The 16,409-nt window shown below is 31.6% G+C and carries 19 protein-coding genes; 10 read left to right on the top strand and 9 right to left on the bottom strand.

The genetic code is table 11. The features are described 5' to 3' along the window. Positions 1-3: 3 nt before the first annotated feature. The 6 genes from ACP15M_RS04610 to ACP15M_RS04585 are packed head-to-tail and all read left to right on the top strand — an operon-like array spanning position 4 to position 3,789. Complete coding sequence (locus tag ACP15M_RS04610) at positions 4-627, top strand: hypothetical protein (RefSeq protein ID WP_425076000.1); 624 nt, start codon at positions 4-6, stop codon at positions 625-627. Positions 628-633: 6 nt separating this feature from the next. Further along, complete coding sequence (locus ACP15M_RS04605) at positions 634-1,983, top strand: histidine kinase (RefSeq protein ID WP_425075999.1); 1,350 nt, start codon at positions 634-636, stop codon at positions 1,981-1,983. 2 nt (positions 1,984-1,985) lie between these two features. Next, positions 1,986-2,315 carry a 2TM domain-containing protein gene (locus ACP15M_RS04600; protein WP_425075998.1) on the top strand — a complete coding sequence of 110 codons (330 nt, stop codon included), beginning with the start codon at positions 1,986-1,988 and terminating at the stop codon, positions 2,313-2,315. A gap of 7 nt (positions 2,316-2,322) precedes the next feature. After that, positions 2,323-2,661 (top strand): 2TM domain-containing protein, encoded by a 339-nt coding sequence (locus ACP15M_RS04595; protein ID WP_425075997.1) that lies wholly within the window; start codon positions 2,323-2,325, stop codon positions 2,659-2,661. A gap of 21 nt (positions 2,662-2,682) precedes the next feature. Then, positions 2,683-3,006: a 2TM domain-containing protein gene (locus tag ACP15M_RS04590; protein ID WP_425075996.1), complete on the top strand. Its 324-nt coding sequence runs from the start codon at positions 2,683-2,685 to the stop codon at positions 3,004-3,006. A gap of 27 nt (positions 3,007-3,033) precedes the next feature. After that, positions 3,034-3,789 carry a LytR/AlgR family response regulator transcription factor gene (locus tag ACP15M_RS04585; protein WP_425075995.1) on the top strand — a complete coding sequence of 252 codons (756 nt, stop codon included), beginning with the start codon at positions 3,034-3,036 and terminating at the stop codon, positions 3,787-3,789. 14 nt (positions 3,790-3,803) lie between these two features. Here ACP15M_RS04585 and ACP15M_RS04580 read toward each other — a convergent pair whose 3' ends face one another. Further along, the gene (locus ACP15M_RS04580; RefSeq protein ID WP_425075994.1) at positions 3,804-4,988 is read right to left on the bottom strand and encodes an LETM1-related biofilm-associated protein; all 1,185 of its coding nucleotides are present in this window, start codon (positions 4,986-4,988) and stop codon (positions 3,804-3,806) included. A 152-nt stretch (positions 4,989-5,140) separates the two neighbouring features. On the opposite strand from ACP15M_RS04580, the gene ACP15M_RS04575 reads away from it, so the two are divergent. From ACP15M_RS04575 to ACP15M_RS04560, 4 genes are all read left to right on the top strand, one after another. After that, positions 5,141-5,791 (top strand): DUF4331 family protein, encoded by a 651-nt coding sequence (locus tag ACP15M_RS04575; protein WP_425075993.1) that lies wholly within the window; start codon positions 5,141-5,143, stop codon positions 5,789-5,791. A gap of 25 nt (positions 5,792-5,816) precedes the next feature. After that, positions 5,817-6,386 carry a DUF4331 family protein gene (locus ACP15M_RS04570; RefSeq protein ID WP_425075992.1) on the top strand — a complete coding sequence of 190 codons (570 nt, stop codon included), beginning with the start codon at positions 5,817-5,819 and terminating at the stop codon, positions 6,384-6,386. A 74-nt stretch (positions 6,387-6,460) separates the two neighbouring features. Next, positions 6,461-7,759 (top strand): tetratricopeptide repeat protein, encoded by a 1,299-nt coding sequence (locus ACP15M_RS04565; RefSeq protein WP_425075991.1) that lies wholly within the window; start codon positions 6,461-6,463, stop codon positions 7,757-7,759. A 10-nt stretch (positions 7,760-7,769) separates the two neighbouring features. Further along, positions 7,770-10,001, top strand: a complete 2,232-nt coding sequence (locus ACP15M_RS04560) for a TonB-dependent receptor (RefSeq protein WP_425075990.1) — start codon at positions 7,770-7,772, stop codon at positions 9,999-10,001. 173 nt (positions 10,002-10,174) lie between these two features. Here the strand turns inward: ACP15M_RS04560 and ACP15M_RS04555 are convergent, their stop codons facing one another. The 8 genes from ACP15M_RS04555 to ACP15M_RS04520 all read right to left on the bottom strand — a co-directional run bounded on the left by ACP15M_RS04555 (position 10,175) and on the right by ACP15M_RS04520 (position 16,300). Beyond that, a complete protein-coding gene (locus ACP15M_RS04555) occupies positions 10,175-10,975 on the bottom strand; it encodes an anti-sigma factor (RefSeq protein WP_425075989.1) in 801 nt (266 codons plus the stop codon). Position 10,976: 1 nt separating this feature from the next. Next, complete coding sequence (locus tag ACP15M_RS04550; RefSeq protein WP_425075988.1) at positions 10,977-11,507, bottom strand: RNA polymerase sigma factor; 531 nt, start codon at positions 11,505-11,507, stop codon at positions 10,977-10,979. Positions 11,508-12,267: 760 nt separating this feature from the next. After that, positions 12,268-12,723, bottom strand: a complete 456-nt coding sequence (locus tag ACP15M_RS04545; RefSeq protein ID WP_425075987.1) for a DinB family protein — start codon at positions 12,721-12,723, stop codon at positions 12,268-12,270. A gap of 163 nt (positions 12,724-12,886) precedes the next feature. After that, the gene (locus ACP15M_RS04540; protein WP_425075986.1) at positions 12,887-13,357 is read right to left on the bottom strand and encodes a RidA family protein; all 471 of its coding nucleotides are present in this window, start codon (positions 13,355-13,357) and stop codon (positions 12,887-12,889) included. Positions 13,358-13,631: 274 nt separating this feature from the next. After that, on the bottom strand, positions 13,632-14,468 hold the full coding sequence (locus tag ACP15M_RS04535; RefSeq protein WP_425075985.1) for an SDR family oxidoreductase: 837 nt from the start codon (positions 14,466-14,468) through the stop codon (positions 13,632-13,634). An 11-nt stretch (positions 14,469-14,479) separates the two neighbouring features. Next, the gene (locus ACP15M_RS04530; protein ID WP_425075984.1) at positions 14,480-14,965 is read right to left on the bottom strand and encodes a DUF1772 domain-containing protein; all 486 of its coding nucleotides are present in this window, start codon (positions 14,963-14,965) and stop codon (positions 14,480-14,482) included. Beyond that, on the bottom strand, positions 14,962-15,357 hold the full coding sequence (locus ACP15M_RS04525) for a DUF5367 family protein (RefSeq protein WP_425075983.1): 396 nt from the start codon (positions 15,355-15,357) through the stop codon (positions 14,962-14,964). The genes ACP15M_RS04530 and ACP15M_RS04525 overlap by 4 nt, the downstream gene beginning before the upstream one ends. Before the next feature lie 91 nt (positions 15,358-15,448). Continuing rightward, the gene (locus tag ACP15M_RS04520; protein ID WP_425075982.1) at positions 15,449-16,300 is read right to left on the bottom strand and encodes a helix-turn-helix domain-containing protein; all 852 of its coding nucleotides are present in this window, start codon (positions 16,298-16,300) and stop codon (positions 15,449-15,451) included. Between the last annotated feature and the right edge of the window lie 109 nt (positions 16,301-16,409).

Raw genomic sequence — 16,409 nt, 5'->3', positions numbered from 1 at the left:
ATCATGAAAAATTTAATCATTATCGCATTAGTATTTATTACAGGAGTATTACCAGCTCAAACTAATTTTGAAAAGGGCATGCAAAAAGCATTTTCACTTTGGCAAGAAGGTAATATGGATGAAGCCGAAAACCTATTTGAACGTATTTCTAATGCAGAACTTAATCAATGGTTACCTCACTATTACATTGCACAAATAAACAGTTTAAAAAGCTGGAGTGAAAAAGATGAAACTAAATTAAAGGCACAATTAGATAAAGCACAACAGCATTTAGATTTAGCAAAAGCCATTAGCAAAGAGAATCCTGAAATAATGGTACTACAAGCTCATGTATTAACCAATTGGGTAGCTTTTGATGGCATGACTTACGGAATGAAGTATTCTGGTAAAATCACAGAATTATATAATAAAGTTTATGCTTTGGCTCCAGATAATCCAAGAGTGGTTTTTAGTAAAGCAGAATGGGGAATGGGAAGCGCAAAATATTTTGGTCAAGACACAAAACCGTTTTGTGATGAGATTGAAAAATCTATAGAACTTTTTGCTAACTTTAAACCAGAAAGCGAACTACATCCAAATTGGGGAAAACAACGAGCTGAGCAAGTAGTAAAATCTTGTAAAGAGTAAAATAGTATGACAAAATCAATTAAAAATATCATCATTACGTTTATCATTGGATGCCTTGTATTCCTCATCGGAAATGCAATTACAGGAGAATTTTATTTTGAAACCGTTTCTGATTTTTTAATCGATTTTGGATTTTACCAATTGTATGCTTTTGTTCTCGGATATTCAAATATGGCATTCTTTGATTATATGGAACGTCGTGATTGGAAAAAGGGACAAACGATTAAACGCGTCTTAATTGGTATTTTTGGTTCTACTGTAATTACATTAATTGCTTTATTTTTTTTACGAACTTTCATATCTGTATTGTTATATGATGTTCCTTTTGATAGATTTATTAGAAATGAAACTTGGCAAGGATATTCTTTTGGAATATGGATTACTTTAACCATAGTTTCTATATTTCATGTCATATTTTTCTATAACAGATATCAGAAAAATAAAATCAAAGAGCAAAAGGTAATTGCAGGAGCTGCAAGTGCGAGATTTGATGCCTTAAAAAATCAATTAGATCCACATTTTTTATTTAATAGTTTAAATGTACTTACAAGCTTAATTGAAGAAAATCCTAAGAATGCTCAAAAATTCACAACCTCTTTGTCAAAAGTGTATCGCTACGTTTTAGAGCAAAAAAATAAAGATTTAATAACTGTTGATGAGGAATTAGATTTTGCTAGAACCTACATGTCGCTTTTAAAAATGCGTTTTGAAGATAGCATCATTTTTGAAATTCCTGATAAGGCACAAAACCCTGAAAGTAAAGTTGTTCCGTTGTCGTTACAACTTCTTTTAGAGAATGCTGTAAAGCACAATATGGTAACAAGCAGTAAGCCGTTACACATCAAAATTTATGAATTTAAAGGAATGTTGTTTGTAGAGAATAACCTTCAGCCAAAGCAAATAGTCAAAAAGAGTAGTGGCGTTGGATTAGAAAACATTAAACAGCGCTACAATTTATTATCAAATAAAAAAGTATCAATCAATCAACAAGCAAATCGTTTTGCAGTTGCAATTCCAATGCTAACAAAACAAGTATCAATTATGAGAAGTATAGAACCAAAGTCAAATTTTGACGACAGATATGTAAGAGCACGTAAACGTGTAGAAGAATTAAAAGAATTTTATTACAGCTTAATATCGTATTGTTTAGTGATTCCATTTTTAATCTTTATTTGGTATCGTTACACACCTCATACCTTTCAGTGGTTTTGGTTTCCAATGTTAGGTTGGGGAATGGGATTAGCCTTTCATGCTTATAAAGTTTATGTCAATGATGGTGTATTAGGCAATGGATGGGAAAAACGTAAAATTGAAAAATTTATGCGTGAGGAGGAAGAACAACAACGTTGGAATTAAAAATGGAAGAGTTTACTGAAGCATATCGATATAGCCTAGCCCAAAAGAAGGTTGAGCGCATAAAAGGGTTTTATATTCATCTTATTGTTTATTTTATAGCAAATATTGTTCTTAATGTGGCTAAAATTACCCATAACCTTAGAAATGGTGAAACATTTCAAGATGCCTTTTTCGACTTCGGAACCATTGCGATATGGCTGTTTTGGGGAATTGGAATTTTATTTCATGCGTTTGGTGTGTTTGGATTTGATTATCTTCTAGGTAAAAACTGGGAAAGAAAAAAACTTAAAGAATACATGGATAAAGATGAACAATATTTTAGTCAACAATAAAATTATCATGGAACAAAATATGGAATCTTACGAAAAAAATAGTGCACAAAGAGCTTGGGAAAAAGAAGAAGCTTATTTAAGAGCTAAAAAAAAGGTAAAGAGCCTAATAGGATTTTATTGGCACTTGGCTTCTTATGTGATTGTGAATTTGTTTATTATTATATTAATAGTATCTAATGGAGGTAAATTCTTTAGTTTCGGAACATTTGCAACGGCTTTATTTTGGGGAATCGGACTCTTTTTTCATTTTTTAGGTGTGTTTGGTGCAGACTTTTTATTTGGCAAGAATTGGGAAGAGCGAAAAATAAAAAAGTTCATGGAAAAAGAACGTCAGCGTTGGGAATAATCTCTTTAAAAATGTTAGGTTATGAAATTAAATAAAGATGAAGACGTGCTACGAGAAAAGGCTAAAGAGAAAGTTCAGAAACTTAAAGTATTCTATCTGCACTTAGCATTATATAGTGTTGTTGTGATCCTTTTGGTGTATAATTTATATATCGTTGCTGGTCCTTACGCAGATAATATTACAGCTTTAAATATAACTATTTTAGTTTTATGGACCGCGTTTATTTGCATTCATGCTTGGCGTGTTTTTAAAGGGAGTTCTCTTTTTAATAAAAGTTGGGAAGATAGAAAAACAAAGCAATTTCTTGAGGAAAATGAAGAATCAGAAACTGCATTTTGGGAATAAAATCATCAAAAAATCAAATTATATTCAATGAGAGTAATCATAATAGAAGACGAAAAACCTTCAGCTAGACGACTGCAACGTATGTTGAATGAAGTGCAAATTGAAGCAGAAGTAATGCTACATTCTGTTGAAGAATCTATCGATTGGTTTCAACATCATGAACATCCAGAACTTATCTTTTTAGATATTCAATTAAGTGATGGTTTATCGTTCGAAATTTTTGAAGCTATAGAGATTAAATCTGCAGTTATTTTTACAACAGCTTATGACGAATATGCCTTACAAGCCTTCAAATTAAATAGTATTGACTATTTATTAAAGCCTATTGATGAAGATGATTTAAAAAAAGCAGTTTCAAAATACAAAGAGCGTACTCCTCAACAACAATCGGTTACCTTAGATTTTAACGATATAAAAAAACTATTGGTAAATCCTATTGAACGTGAGTATAAGAAACGTTTTTCGGTAAAAGTTGGTCAGCATTTAAAACTAATTAATATTGATGATATTGAATGCTTTTATAGCGAAAACAAAGGTACTTATGCGTTTACTTCTGAAGGAAGAAATTATTTGCTCGATACCACTTTAGAACAACTTGAAGATGAGCTTGAACCTTATAAGTTTTTTAGAATCAGTCGCAAATTTGTTGTGAATATAAACGCTATTGATGATATGGTAAGCTATACCAATTCAAGATTACAAATCAAGTTAAACACCTTTAAAGAACAAGATATTATTGTGGCACGAGAGCGTGTAAAAGACTTTAAAGAATGGTTGGTTTAAAGCGTATTTTAAGACTATTCTTCAATACGATTATCGTCAAAAGCCGAAGGCAATAAATTAGGAATAAGTTTTGCAAATATTGGCAATAAAATAGCACCTCCAGGCAACAAAAAAATAGCCAAACTTGGTATGGTTTTTAATACATCTATCAATTGAGATTGTAATTTTTTTTGTTCTTCTTTACTTAAATCAGAATGTGTAGATTTGGTAATAAGAAGCATTAATTCTTTACTCTGTTGTACTTCTTTTACAATACGTTTGCTATTGCGTCTAATTAGCTTTGTGACTAATTGAGATGAGTTTTCATAAAAGTTAGAAATAGGATTTTTTTGCTGAAATAAAAGCACTTCCTTTTGATGTGCTTTATGAAAATTAAAAACGCTTATAATAGCATCTTGAATATCACTAGCTTCAATCTCTAATTGTTTTGCCAATTGCATTAAAAATTGATATTCAGATGTTTCTAGAATTTCATCATCCCAAATAGACAAACACATCAAATCTATGAGGTATTTTTTTTCGTTAATATTAATATCGTAATCAATATCATGAATGAGATCTTCAATAACAACATCTATATTTGATAAAGATGTTGAAGCTTCAATAACATCTATAATTTGTTTGTCATAATCTGTAATCTTAGTCTTAGAATTAAGCGATTGATATAAAGTTCCGACAATAATACTTTCTAAATGTGCTGCATACGATTTTGGTTCGATGTGTTTTTTTAAGTAACTATCAAAGGTCAACACATCAACAAATAATAACGAATTGGTTATAGATTTGTTGAAATTTCGAGTAATAACATTGTCGTCAATTTGAACTCGATCATGAATTAAGCGTTCTAATAAAGACGTATGGCTTTTTCCTATAACTAATTTATCCCATAACGATAAATCTGAAACTTCAAGCGATTTGTAAAAATCGAGTAAGGTTTTAATAAACGAATCTGTATTAACCTCTCCATTGTGAAAAAGATACACATGATACAGTCCTGTGATGAGATTTAGTTTTGCTAATTCATCTTCAGAATAATTAAGTGTTCTATCTATTTTTTCGGTAATGTTAACATTAACACCATATATAAATCCATAGTCTTTTAAACTACTATACAAGGTGTGGTAGTTTTTAAAAGGAATCCCTTTTTTTGAAATTTGCGAGCAAAATTTTTCTATCCAACCAGCAGTAGACGGATTCATACTTGAGTTTTTAAATCACATGCAAAGTTAGTTTTTTATCTGCTCTGTTAACAATTTTATTTTGTTAACAAAATTTTAACAAAACCGCATTTCTGATTTTTTCGTAAGTGTTAGCAGAGACAAACAAAATATTAACAAAACTTCTCAAGATTATGAAAAAAACAAAATTATTAATTGGAGTCGTAGTGATTGCTACTATAGGCTTTTTTGCAATTGCAGCAGATCATATTGATGCGCCAGCCATTGCAGGTGGTACCAGTGATATCACAGACATTTATGGATTTCAAGCACAAGATACAGATAACATTGTATTTGTAGCTAATGTACAAGGCTTAATAAGTCCTGCAAATACAGCTCAAGCTGCATTTGATGAAAATGTGCTTTTTGAATTCAATATTGATAACAATGGCGACGCTGTTGAAGATCTCGTTATTCAAGCGATCCCTAGAAATGGCAAAATGTATTTCTTCGGACCTACAGCTCCTTCTCAAACAGGTTTAAATAGTTCTATAGTGACTTCTGCAATGACTAATAGTGTAGATATTACATCGTATGGAACGAATGCGATTGTTGAAACTAATAACGATATGCGCTTTTTTGCTGGTCCGAGAGATGATCCTTTCTTTATGGATTTTGCTCGATATGGTGAAATTATTGGCGGAATGGCTACAAGTTTTAACAACCCTGGAACCGATACGTTTGAAGGTACCAATGTCATGTCTGTAGTAGTAGAACTACCAAAAACTATGGTTGGTAGTGGAGATAGTGTCAACCTTTGGGTAGAAACTAAAAGAAAACAATAAGTATAACGCATAAAACACTCAAATTATGAAATTTAATAATATCAAAATAACAGCTATTGCCATACTAGTGTCTTTAGCAGCTTATAATTGTAGTAATGACGATGATAGCTCATCAGATGATATGATGCCATCACCTCCAGATTTTTCTGGAACTTATGTTCAAGAAGACCAAATGGGTCGACCAGCTATTAATACAGTATTTGTAGATATGGCTGACAAGAGCACATTTAATATGACCATCCCTTCTGAGCAGAATGCTGCATTTCAAACAAAGTTTCAAAACAAATTAGAAGCTTTAAATCCTGCACATACAGATCCTATGTATACTAATGCTCTCGGATTTAATGCAGAACAATTTACTACTGCATTGGCTACAGATGTGCTTACAGTGTCTTTAATAGGTACAACCACATTTTTTGATGGTACTAACGTACTTACAGGTCGTGCTTTAGCAGATGATGTGATCTCTACCGAGCTCTTGCTAATTTTTGGTGGTCCAGCAGGTTCAGATAATCCTGGATTAACAAACGATAATGTAGATGCTAACGACAAACCGTTTTTATCATCATTTCCATACCTAGCTTCGCCCTGGTAGAAGCTTTTCCTCTGAAATGGGATTGACGTACTAATCCCATTTTAGAGTTACTCAAACATAAACAAAAACCCATTATGAACTCACTATACAACCCAATAAAATTATTACTTCTTGCGGTTTTAGTTGTTAGCTGTAATTCTAAAACTAAACCTCAAATAACTCATGCAGATGATTACAATGTGTATTTATTTACTACGAGTAACGATGTTTTTGATCGTGCCCAAAAAAATGAAGCTTTTTGGACTAAAAAGTTAGAAAAGAATACAAATCAATATCCCTATCTAGCACAATTAGCCAATACTTACACCAATTTCTTTTCAACTACAGGTACTATTGAGTATTTAAAAAAAGCAGAATCTTGCTTAGTTCAACTCAACACAGTTACCAATTATAATAAACCCGCTTATTTAAAGCGTTTGGCTTATAATTTTATTTCGCAACATCGCTTTCAAGATGCTTTAAAATTATTAACAAAGGCTGAATTATTAGGTGAAGACTTACAAGAGACTAGAAAAATGCTTTTTGATGTGCATTTAGAATTAGGGAATGATGATTTAGCTCATGTGTATTTAAATACCTTTGAAAATTTTTCAGACTTCGATTATCTTATCCGATTATCAAAATGGAGCGATCACAAAGGAAATTTATCTGCAGCAATCAAGTACATGGAAAAAGCCATGCATATTGCTGAAGCTTCAAATTTAAACACCTTAAAACTATGGTCTTATACCAATATTGCTGACTTTTATGGACATGCAGGAGAGATTGAAAAATCATACCAGTTTTACCTTAAAGCTTTAGAGTTAAATCCTAATGAAGCTTATGCAAAAAAAGGAATTGCTTGGATTGTTTATTCTCATGAAAATAATCCAGAAGAAGCATTACGCATTTTAAACTCAGTTACATCATCCTATTTTGCTCCAGACTACTACTTGCTAAAAGCCGAAATCGCACAATACATTGAAAAAGAAGAATTCGCAACGCAGCAACTCTCATTGTATGATACTGCAATGCAAAACAAAGCCTATGGAGATATGTACAATACGCATAACGTGCTATTGTACATAGACTCTCATAGCAACTTAGATAAAGCGATTGCTCTAGCTCAAAAAGAAGTAGATAATAGACCTACACCTCAATCTTATGACCTCTTGGCTTGGACTTATTTTAAAAACGGGAACGTAACCGAAGCGCTACGTATTATTGAGACTCATGTGGTTAATAAAACCTTTGAGCCTGACACCTTATATCATATAGCTGAAATTTATAAAGCGGCTGGAAAAACTAGCGAGGTTAAACCTTTAAAAGATGAATTGCTTGCCAGTATTTATGAATTAGGACCAACAATGAAAACTAAAATTAACCAACTGTAACAAAGGCATTATGATAACATATAAATACATAACAATATTTTTAATATTGCTGTCTTCTTATGCCTTTAGTCAATCATTGAGAGGTGTGGTTGTCAATTTAAATAATCAGCCTTTAGAGGCAGCATATATTTATAATTTGAATTCTAAAACACATGCACATTCTTCTGAAACAGGTGTGTTTGTTTTAGACAATTCTAAGGCTGGAGATTCAATTAAAGTTGGTCTTTTAGGTTTTGCTACTAAAGTACTAGTAATAGATTCAAAAGCTATAAAATCTTCGGTAACGGTTGTGCTTTCAGAAAAAGCATTTCAGCTTGAAGAATTAGTAATCGAGGAGACTCTAAATCCGTTAAAAACAATTAGTAAATTAGATTTAAAGACGAGTCCTGTAAATTCATCACAAGAGGTATTAAGAAAAGTGCCTGGTTTAATTATTGGACAGCATGCTGGAGGTGGAAAGGCAGAACAATTATTTTTGAGAGGGTTTGATGTCGATCATGGTACAGATGTGTCCATTTCTGTAGATGGTATGCCTGTAAATATGGTGTCTCATGCTCACGGACAAGGATATAGTGATTTGCATTTTTTGATTCCAGAAACCATTGACAATATAGACTTCGGAAAAGGAACTTATTATGCAAATGAAGGTGATTTTAATACAGCTGCTTATGTAAATTTCTCTACTAAAGATTATATAAAAGATAGTAAAATTAGTGTTGAAGCAGGCGATTTTAATACATTACGAACACTTGGTATGTTTAATCTTTTGGAGCATAATGACCTTCAAAATGCGTATATCGCTACCGAGTATATTGCTACAGATGGTCCTTTTGAATCGTCTCAAAATTTTAATCGCTTAAACATTTTTGGGAAGTATTCAGTGCGTTCAAAAAACAATCAAAAACTTAGTCTTACAGCATCTCATTTTGTAAGTCGATGGGATGCTTCAGGACAAATTCCACAACGTGAAGTTGACAACGGAAATATCACAAGATTTGGTGCGATTGATGACACCGAAGGCGGACAAACCCAACGTACTAATTTTAATGTAGAGTTTAGTAAATATATTTCAGATGACTTACAATTAAAAGCAAATGCATTTTACTCAAATTACCAATTTGAATTGTATTCAAACTTTACTTTTTTTCTTGAAGATCCTATTAATGGAGATCAAATCAAACAACAAGAAAAACGTCACATTTTTGGAGCTCAAACCTCATTTTTAAAAACAACTTATCTTGGAAAAATTCCTGTGAGCTTAGAAACTGGAATTGGGTTTAGACACGACATTAACAATGATGTTGAATTGTCTCGTACTCTAAATAGAAAGACCACGCTTGAAAATATGCAATTAGGAAACATTAATCAAACAAACATTGATGCTTTTATAAATGCCGAATTTGAATTTGGAAAGTTTACGCTTGCTCCAGCAATACGTGTAGATTATTTCAAGTTTTTATATGAAGATGAGTTACAAACAACTTACCAAGCACAATCTGAAACAAAAACAATTGCTAGTCCAAAATTGAATATGTTTTACAATGCTAAAGAGAATTTACAACTCTATATCAAATCTGGTATAGGATTTCACTCTAATGATACAAGAGTTGTTGTAAATAATAATGGTAAAGATATTTTGCCTAAGGCTTATGGATTAGATGTTGGTTATGTTTGGAAACCTAGTAAAAAGCTGTTGGTTAATACTGCGTTTTGGTACTTGTTTTTAGAGCAAGAGTTTGTATATGTTGGTGATGCTGGTGTTGTTGAACCTAGCGGAAAAACAGAACGTTTGGGTGTAGATTTAGGATTAAGATATCAACTTAACGATTGGCTTTATCTAGATACTGATGCAACGTATACAAAAGCTAGAAGTCTTGAAGCAGAAGATGGTGCAGATTTTATTCCGTTAGCTCCAGATTTCACATTAGCTGGAGGAGTGTCTATATCTAACTTAAATGGGTTTTCTGGCGGATTGCGATACAGATACATTGATGATAGACCAGCAAATGAAGATAATAGTATTATAGCAGAAGGTTATTTTGTGACAGATTTTAATGCAAATTACACATTTGATAAAATCACCTTAGGGATAGCAATTGAAAATTTGTTTGACGTTACATGGAATGAAACTCAATTTGCTACAGAATCAAGATTGCAAAATGAAATAGAATCTGTAGAAGAGATTCATTTTACACCAGGAGTACCGTTTTTTATAAAAGGTAGTATAAGTTATAAGTTTTAAAAAATGGTTAAGCGCTAACAAAAACCAAAACGATAAGGGTTTACCATGTAGGGTCATGGTATGTTTGAGTTTTTTTGTTGGTTGGAAACACCTACTTTTTTAGTAGGTGTTTTTTTTATAACCTACTAATACCTGACCATATAAAGCTTAAAATAAGACGAGTATTGTTAATGTTATGGTGTTACTACACCTAGAGTATAAAGTTGTTCCATTGTTGGTGATGCACTACCTCCAGCAGGTTCTAAGGTTATCCCAAAAGCTTCACTTTGGTTGGCATTGACAATTTCAAAGATTTTATTATCATCGCTGTTAAAATCATCAATAGTACCTAAACTTGTTGGAGTTAAAGGGTTTAAAGTCAAGGACCATACTTGCCATACTTTGCCTTTAGGAGCATCTGGAAGTCCTTGAGCATCTAAATAAATGTTGTTGTCTGCTTTATTCCAATAGACTTTAGCATAGGCATCGGTAAAGTTGCCTTGACCACCTAGAGGCACAGAAATAATGTTTCGGTCACGCAATACAGTAAGTAATTGTTCTTTTGCAGCTAAATCGGTTTGAGCGGCTTCAATTTGAGTTTCCAAATATCTATTTTGAATATCGGCATCACTTAATTGTTCTTCTAACTGATTGTTTTGGTTAATCGTCCATAACAATCCAGCTCCAAAAATTAATGCGGCAGCCCAACCTGTATATGTAAACCATTTGTTTCTTGATTTAGGCATTGAAATCACCTTTTGGTTTTCGTCTTTAAAATTTAAATGCTCCTTTATAATAGTAATGGTTGCATTACTAACACCTGGAGAAATTGCAGCACCAAGTTTCATTAAAGCCGATTCAATTTCTAAAACCTCTTGTAAGATATCTGGATGTTGACGCATAAGTTCATAAACCTCTTGATTCTCTTTTTCAGAAAGCTGTCCAGTAACATACAGTTCTAATATTCCTGATTCTATATAAGCTTTTAAATCCATTTTATTTCAGCAGCATTTGGCGCAATTCCTTAATACAATTTCGGTTTCGTGTTTTTATAGTTCCGATAGGCATTTCTAAAGTTTCAGAGGCCTCTTTTTGTGTAAAACCTTTAAAGTAAAGAAGCTCTATAACTTCAATACATTTTTTTGCAAGTTTACTTACAAAGTTTTTAACACCTATGGCATCAGTTTTATCATTTAAACTCTCATGAGTTTCTAAAATATCTACGAAAAATTGGGCGTCGAGGTTTTTACCAGAGTTTTTAAAAGATTTTGAACGCGTTTTATCTATAGCTGCATTTCTAGAAATGTTAAGTATCCAAGTAAAAAAACGACCTTTGCTAGCATTATAACGACTTGCATTATGCCAAACTTTTACAAATACATCTTGCATGACCTCTTCAGCAATATCACGATCTCTCACGATATTATATATTACTCCATGCATACTATCACTATACATATTATATAATTGCTCAAAGGCTTTCTCGTCTTTCTTTTGAAATTGAGAAATGAGTGTTTCTAGTTGCATGTAGTAAATGATTAAGTTTTGTAAATATATAAATAAAAGCGTAAGAACACTAAACAGTAGATTTTTGTAACTATGGTATGATTTTAATTTGCCAATATATATTCATCTGTGAGTTTGTACTCCTATGTTTTAGTTTGACGATACTTGATTAATTTTTAATCAATCTATTTTAGGAAAGCTCATTTGGCAAATAAGTAGCCATCGTATAGATGTAACATGAGTAGACGAGTAGCAATTAGTTGTATACGTTGTTACCATTTAGTTGTTTGTTTTAGATTGTAATTTTTATTTCTATTTTTTATAATTACTCAATCCGATTTAAAAGAAACTTTTTATTGTAATAATCGCAGAAATAGTTAATGATAAAACACTAATTATTGTCATTATATTTCTTTGATTTTTTATTAAAAAAATTATTCCGATGACTAAAAATAAAATTTGTGCAATGAGAAATGGTATTGTCAATATTTCTCTAAAAACTCCAATTAATACAAAATCTATTTTATAAAAGTTAATCAGCCAAATCAAAATAAAGTAGAATACAATTACAAAATTTATAATTGTCAAATTTCTATTAGTTATTAATCTGTTCATTTTGAATGGTTTTTAGTGTATTATGCAATGAATGCCAACTCCCATTATAACTTATAAATATACTCATATCTCAATTAGTTAACCTAAACACTTAGTAATATACAGTTGTTTTTTGATGCCATAGAGCATTAGCAATGAGCTTTACATGTTATTACCACACATGTTTTTAAATGAATTTTCGAATATTTGTCATAAAGCCTAAATGCAACCCTTCGTGATAATTATTAAATTCGAACGCTTCCTTTAGAGAACTCAAGTGAAATCCTGTTCCCGTCATTCTTTCATTAAAGGTCGTAAATTTACCATTATAAAAATCAGTTTCCGTTTTTTCAATTAGTGATATTAAAAGGCCTTTTAATTCGATAACTTCTTTTTCAGAAGTCTGTTCGGTTGGTTTTGTTCCTGGTTTATAAAGTTCAAATAATTCTTCTGAAAGATACCCTTGTAAGTTCGATAACTTGTATATTAATGCTTGCTGAGCAACTATTATATGTCCAATATTCCAAATTAAATTATTACTAAATCCTTCAGGGATTTTATTTAATTGTTTCAAGGTATAGTTGTTAAAATATTCCAAATATAGATTTCTACTTGTTTTCCAAGTCTTAAATGTTGACTCCATCGATTTGTGCATTGTTTTTTACGAGAGGTAACGTGTTTGTGTATGATTTTGTTGTGTGATTCAGCAACTAAAAACCGAATAGAAAATCAGTAATAATTTTCATAAGTAGGCGAGTGCTAGTAATTAATTTTGTACATTGTTGTGAGCCTTTTTTGTTCTGCTGTTATTCTTTTTTAATTGTAAATGTAGCAGTCAATCCAACACTAAAATTTCTCGGAAGTTTTTCAACTCCAAAGATGGCTCTTGAATGTTTTCCTTTTTCCTCTAATACTTTAACAAACAAATCTGACGCTCCATTTACGACAATTGGTGAGTCGTCCCAATCGGTTCCAGATTGAAAATAAGCATCCATATGATTCAGTCCGATAACTCTATCAAATCCTATTTTATTTTCCACTTGAGCCAACACATTTAAAGCACATAATTGCATAGCTTGGTAGCCTTCTTCAGTCGATATTTCGTTTCCTAAACGACCTTGATAGAGATATTCTTCATTTAAAATTGGAAATTGAATTGCGATGTAAGCAATATTCTCTCTAATGTTTACCGAAACATAACTTCCACCTGGTGTTGATATTTCAGGAAGCTCAAGTCCGAGGTTTTTTAAATTTTCTTTTGGGCTTAGATTTTTCACTTCTGTTTTATGAGGTTATTTTATTTGAGTTCAGTTAATTGTTTTTGTTGTAATTAATATTAAGTGTCTACGAGGCATTAATAAGAGAGACTCTCAAAATTCCATTCATTTGTGTCAAATTAATCACAACACCTTTCTATTAGGCTTAAACTTTTAGGCGCTAGCTTAAGCCTAATGTTATGTTGCTTTGAGTAAAAATACTAAAGTTATTTGTAATTGGCGTTCTCGATACAATAGATAATGAGCTATTACTTATACATGTTGTTAGTAATGGTTATTGAACTTTAACTTGACTCCAAATGCCAGTTTTAGCAGTTTCTTGTGCGTATTCTAGAAATGTTTTTGCTTTTCTGTCTAGAACTCGTTCAATATCATTAACTACCAATTGATTTTTTGGGTTGGTTAAAACATGACTAAATAAATACTCGATTAACCAAACAACATCATTGGGTATTTGCATTTGTTTCATACCATCAATATACTGTTCTAATGTAATGTCATAGAAGTTTAATTTTCTGTTGCTAGACCTTGAAATGATATTCACAATATCTTTAAACGTGATTAATTCTGGGCCAGTTACTTCAATAATTTCACCATTATAAGTGTCATCTAGTAATACAGTTGCCGCTACTTCTGCAATATCATTTGCATCTACAAATGGAATTAAAATATCAGACATTGGTAATGCAACTTCTCCAGATAGAATTGGCTCTAAAAAGAAACTTTCACTCCAGTTTTGGTTAAACCATGAAGCTCTAACTATTGTATAGTTGATACCAGAATCCATAACAATTTTTTCACAAGCTTCAGCTTCAGTTTCACCTTTTCCTGAAAGTAAAACCATTTTCTTTACCCCTAATTCTATAGCTAAATGAGTTAAACTCTCTATAGCATCTTTAGCTCCTGGAACTGCTAGGTCTGGATAATAAGTCACATACATTTTTTCAATACCATTTAAGGCATCTACCCAAGTGTCTTTATTATCCCAATCAAAGCTTGGTGATGAACTTCTAGAACCAATCCTTGGTTCAATTCCTTTGTTTTGTAATTGCTCGACTACTCGGCGACCAGTTTTTCCGGTTCCTCCGATAACTAAAATGTTTGTTTTCATAATGAATTGTTTTAAAATGTTTTTTGAATAAATATTGATATGAGTAATAGACTAAATGAAACCATGCTTGAAATGGTTCTTATACCATGAAACTGATTCCAAGTATCTTCATAATAGGTTCTAAAATCTTTTAGCTCTATTAAGTTGAGATTGATAATATTAAGTGCTTCTAGTTCATTGTTTAGGGGAACATTTCCAAATACTGTAACTCCAAAAGTGCCTATTAGATATATGATTGTTGATGCCAACACTAACACAAATACAGTTTTGTTGTTAGACTGTAAATAAGTAGTTAGCACCAATGTGATTAAACTTCCAAAGAATACAATAAGGAACATCAAATTCAAAATTTCTCTATTAATGCTTTGCATTGTTTCCAAATATGCTAAATGACCTACTTTTTTTGTTCCCAATATGACTGAAACAGACCAAGCGAAGAAGAAACCTGTGGAAAGCGCATTCAATAAAACTGTTATAAAAAAAACAATAGTTTTCATGCTTTGATTTTTTTATTGGTTAAATGATTTCCGAAATAGTTTACAATGAAGTAAAACTCAATGACAATGATGTAAAACATTGGGTCTCCAAAAAAACCAGAATAGCTTCCGCCATTTGGAATTATAAATACTGGAACTGTGATTATTACATCTAGAAGCGTCGCTACAATAACGAATGTAAATGCTAATGCAGATGGTTTTATGTAACTTTTAGTATAAAACAAATATGTTCCTAAACATGCACAAGGTATGATACCTAAAGCCAAAGTAATATTAGATTGTAGTTCAAGATTTTCTAAAATAGAAACATAAAATGATAAGAGGTAAAAACTAACGCCTAAAACCCAAATGAGCATGCCACATACAATGCTAAATAAATTTTTACTAATCATAATCTTTGATTTTTTAATTATGATGCAAATCTATAGCAGTTGTCTTCTAGCGACTTATTCCGAAGGAATTATGATTTATTCAAAAAGAATTTTACACTCGACTAGGTCTGTATCCGAATTTTTTTTCAAAAGCATTAGAAAAAGAACCTAAACTATCGTAGCCTACAGCCCAAGCGGCTTCTTGAATTGACTTTTGTTCGTTTTTAATTAAACTGTAGGCTTTTTTTAAGCGTTCGTTTTGTAAGTATTTAAAAACAGGAACGCCAAACTGTGCTTTAAATTCTATTTTAAGTTTATTAGTGTTGATTCCAATTCTGTTGGCTAATTCTGTTAAGGAAGGTGGATTTTCTAAATCGGATAATAAAATTTCTTGAGCAAGATTAATTTTTTCTATTTGCGAAGTATTAAGTTTTGTGCTTTGCTGTTTTGCCAATTGACCAAAATAATGAGATAGTAACGCTGTGATATGGCTTTTGTAAAACATCATTTTAATCTCACCCTCGTAAGTATTACTAAAGAATTGTTCAACTAATTGAAACATCTCTGGGCTCATATTAAATACAGGACCTTCAACATAATGATCTTTTGGGTGAATTAATTGATATAAAAATTGTTCTAAAAATTGCCCCTCACCATTTGGTAATTTGTTTATGTTTTTTATAGTTGTAGCAATTACTAAACATTGTAACGATTTTAGTTTAGAAACATGATGTTCAAACTCTACCATATTATCTGCATAAAATGAAAGCACCATACCTTTGGTGTGATGAAACTCTTTAACTTTTCCGTCAAACTTTACCTTAAGTCTAACATCACCAGCACCGTAAAAGGCAATTGCTATTACGGGTTCGTCAAAAACACATGAGTCTATTAAATTATTATTGGTAGAAGCCTCTTCCAACAAAATTGTATAATCATTTATATCTATTATTTCACGATTCATTTTAATAAATTATCTCAAGCGAGTGTAATTATTACTAATGTGTTGTATATAGTTAGTTACGTTGGTGAAGGACTAAATTAATAAAAGAATGCGAGCCAGAGGAAAACTC

It is taken from the genome of Psychroserpens sp. S379A, from assembly GCF_049800755.1.
Taxonomy (GTDB): Bacteria; Bacteroidota; Bacteroidia; order Flavobacteriales; family Flavobacteriaceae; genus Psychroserpens.
The sequence above is the reverse complement of the archived record's forward strand: the minus strand, read 5'-3'. Positions and strand labels throughout refer to the sequence as shown.